The 3,399-nt window shown below is 64.0% G+C and carries 3 protein-coding genes and 2 pseudogenes; 1 reads left to right on the plus strand and 4 read right to left on the minus strand.

The features are described from left to right. A pseudogene (locus L9Z73_RS31650) lies at window positions 1-124 on the plus strand (hypothetical protein); the annotation flags it as partial. Here L9Z73_RS31650 and L9Z73_RS27700 read toward each other — a convergent pair. The 4 genes and pseudogenes from L9Z73_RS27700 to L9Z73_RS27715 form a co-directional block, all read right to left on the minus strand. Then, window positions 119-1,093: pseudogene (locus L9Z73_RS27700) on the minus strand (AI-2E family transporter); the annotation flags it as partial. The pseudogenes L9Z73_RS31650 and L9Z73_RS27700 overlap by 6 nt on opposite strands. A gap of 72 nt (window positions 1,094-1,165) precedes the next feature. Continuing rightward, window positions 1,166-1,984 carry a DUF4892 domain-containing protein gene (locus tag L9Z73_RS27705; protein WP_247407879.1) on the minus strand — a complete coding sequence of 273 codons (819 nt, stop codon included), beginning with the start codon at window positions 1,982-1,984 and terminating at the stop codon, window positions 1,166-1,168. Window positions 1,985-2,098: 114 nt separating this feature from the next. After that, on the minus strand, window positions 2,099-2,953 hold the full coding sequence (locus L9Z73_RS27710; protein WP_247407881.1) for an alpha/beta hydrolase: 855 nt from the start codon (window positions 2,951-2,953) through the stop codon (window positions 2,099-2,101). Next, on the minus strand, window positions 2,950-3,399 hold a 450-nt coding region (locus tag L9Z73_RS27715), incomplete at its 5' end, for an alpha/beta fold hydrolase (protein WP_247407883.1). The genes L9Z73_RS27710 and L9Z73_RS27715, both read right to left, overlap by 4 nt.

The raw sequence follows: 3,399 nt of genomic DNA on the forward strand, positions 1-3,399 counted from the left end.
CGACCCGTTGGAATATGACCTGCTGTTCGAACGGTTCCTTAACCCGGAACGGGTTTCCATGCCCGACTTCGACGTCGACTTCTGCATGGACGGTCGCGACCGCGTGATCGAATACGTGGCCGATAAACAGGCCGATGAAACCAAACGCGATCAAGCCGCCGAACACCCCGAGCAGCACGATCACCAGCGGCAGGTTGCCGCCACGACTGATCAGGTACGGCTTGAGCACGTTGTCCACGCCGCTGATGATGAACGTGCCCCACACGCCGAGGAACACCGCGTGGCTGTAATCGCCCTTCCACGCCAGCCAGGCCGTGGCCGGAATCCACACCAGTGGCGGCCCCATGGGGATCAGGCTGAGCAGGAAAGTGACGATACCCAGCACCAGCGCGCCCGGCACACCGGCGATCAGGAAGCCGATCAGCGCCAGTACGGCCTGGGCCGCCGCCGTACCAATCACGCCATTGACCACCCGTTGCACGGTGCCGGCCACCAGTTCGATGTAGTAACCGGCACGGTCGCCGATCAAGCGCTCCAGAAGGCGGTGTACGAACATCGCCAGGCGTGGCCCGTCGCGGTAGAAAAAGAATACGAACACCAGGCTGAGGGTCAGTTCCAGGATGCCGCCGCCGATCTGCGCGCTGCGCGCCAGCAGCCAATTACCCACCTGCCCCAGGTACGGTTTGAGGCTGACCATCAGCGCCGCGCCCTGCTCGTCGATGCTGCCCCACATCGCCACCAGCCGTTCTCCGACAAAGGGAATCGACCCCAACCAGGCCGGTGCCGCAGGCAAACCGTCGACCTGAATATCCTTGATCAACGCCACCGCATCACGCACATGGTCCGCGAGGTTGAACCCCAGCCATACCAGCGGCACCGCCACCAGCAGCATCCAGCCCAAGGTCAGAATGCCGGCGGCCAGGGATTCGCGGCCGCCCAGCCAGCGGGTCAGCAACACCATCAGCGGCCAACTGGCAAACGCCAGCACCGCGCCCCAGAACAGCGCCGACCAGAACGGCGCCATCACCCAGAAGCTGGCACCAAACAGCACCAGCAGCAGGATTTGCACCAGCAGGCGATCGTTATTGAGCATGAATTTTCTCTAGGATAAGGCTGTAGGCAGCTAATTTAGGCGAACGGCACGGGTCCGTTCGCCCTGTTACGGTCAGCGTATCAGATGCAGGTGCAAGCCTTTGGCTGGCTCAGTGCCGGTTTCCAGGCGTGCAGCCCGCACGCCCTTGTCAACCAGGGCCTGGCGCCACGCTTCGGCGTGGGGGCCGGTCAAACTGACACGCAGGGTGGTGTCGAGGTTCAACCCGCGGGAAATCAGGGTCAACCAGGTGGCATCCGGGTCCGCGCCCAATGCCGGAAAGTCCAGCTCACCGGTGCTTTTGAGTTCGCGCAACAGCGTGGCGGAGGTCGGCAGCAACTCCCCGAGCGGTGCGCTGGCATCGATCTGTTCGACATGCAGGTAAGCCCGGCGATTGCCGCGGGTGATGCCGTACAACGCCACCAGGGAATTGTCCTGCGGGGCGGCCAGACGCAGCAGCAGGTATTCCTGCTGACCATCGGCGCCGACCAGCTTGGCGTTACCGAACACTTCATTGGCCCACAGGCTGCTTTCACCGCAGTCGCGGGCCTGGCACCAGAACAACAGTTGCGCGCCCTGCTGCTGCAACGCTTCACGCGTGGCGGTGAACGCGGCGCTGGATGTGTGCTCGGAGGGCAGTTCATAGGTGATGGCAGTGGCTTGGCCACGTGCGGTGGCCTGGGCCTCGTAGCGCAACTGGCCGCTGATCTTGCGGATCGCGCCCATGGGGTAAATGCGCTCTTTTTCTTCGGCGGGGCGGTAATCGACGATTTGCGCGTCGACCTGGCGGGCCACGGCGGACAAGTCCTGGCTACCCGGCACATCGGCGGCGAACACCAACGGGCTGAACACACACAGGCCCAGGACACGGATACAGCCTTTACGCACGCTCATCGGATAGTTGAGCCCTGGCCATCGGAGGTCGCAGCAGTTTCAAGATCGGTGTTGAGATCGTTCATGGTTGACTCCCTTTCAATCCGCCCAGCCTCGGCAGTTGACCGCGTCAAGTCAAGGCGCAGAGAAGAACCGATTGAAACAGTCTGCAACAAGGACCGCGCCAGCCTCGTCATTCAAGTGCAAATGATGGCCACCGGGCAGGGTCGTCACCGTAAACGGTAGCTGGGAAAGCAACTCGGGATGCCTCGCCAGCATGCCGTCAGCGGCGACCACCAGCTGTGTAGGGCAACCTACGCGGCGCACGAAAGCCATGGCTTGTTCGTCGGTCAGACGCATCGGCGATGCCAGGGTCAAGCGGCTGTCCGTGCGCCAGGTGTAACCGCCCGGCACTGGCATCAAACCGCGCTGGGCCAGCAGTTCAGCGGCTTCGCGGCTGACGGCCACCAGCCCTTTCATCCGCGCTTCGACGGCGCGATCAAGGCTGCTGTAGACCGGCTTGCGCTTGCCCTGCAGGTTCATTTGCGCCTGCAACGCCATGCCCAGCCGCTCGGCGGCGTTCTCGCCGGTGGCGGTCGGCGGGATCACACCGTCGATCAAACCCAGGTGCGTCACCCGCTCCGGCAAGGCACCGGCCAATACCAGGGAGACGATGGCGCCGAGGGAGTGACCAAGTAATGCAAAACGTTTCCAGCCCAGTTGTTCAGCGACGTGCAGCACATCGTGGACGTAATCCCACAAGGCATAACCGGCCCCCGCCGGACGATGCGCCGAATGCCCGTGGCCGGCCATGTCGAGGGCGACGATACGCATCCCTTGCAGTTTCGGCGCCAACCGCGCGAAGCTGTTGGCGTTATCCAGCCAGCCATGCAGGGCGATCACCGGCAGGCCGTCTTCGGGACCGAACAGATGCGCGGCCAATTCGATATGCGGCAGGCTCAGGCGCACTTCTTCGACCGGCGTACTCATGCGCAACTGCGCTCACGAGCTTCCCAGCGGGCGAACAGTTGCTTGAGCAAGGTCGCGGTGTCCTGGGGGCGTTCGAGGGGGAACATGTGCCCGCCGGGCATGGTGAGCATTTCCCCCATGGGCAGGCGACCGACGCCGCTGGCGTGGTGGCGCATCACCACCCGGCTTTGGCGCCCGCGCACCACCGCCAGCGGCACTTTCAACTGGCGCACCTGGCCCGGGCTGGTATGGGGCACGCCTCGGTAGATGCTGATTTCAGTGGCCGGGTCGAAGCGCAGGCGCAGGCGATCGCCGACCTGATGCAGGCCATGTTGCAGGTAAGCGTCGAAGCATTCCGGATCGAAGCCGCGAAACAGGGTCTTGCCGGCGAAGTAACTGCGCGCGGCGTCCAGGTCGGCGAACTCTTCACGGCGGCCCAGGGTGCGCCCGGCCGGGGTGAGGCATAC

Origin of the sequence: Pseudomonas emilianonis (assembly GCF_023072625.1) — a bacterium.
Lineage (GTDB): Bacteria > Pseudomonadota > Gammaproteobacteria > Pseudomonadales > Pseudomonadaceae > Aquipseudomonas > Aquipseudomonas paraveronii.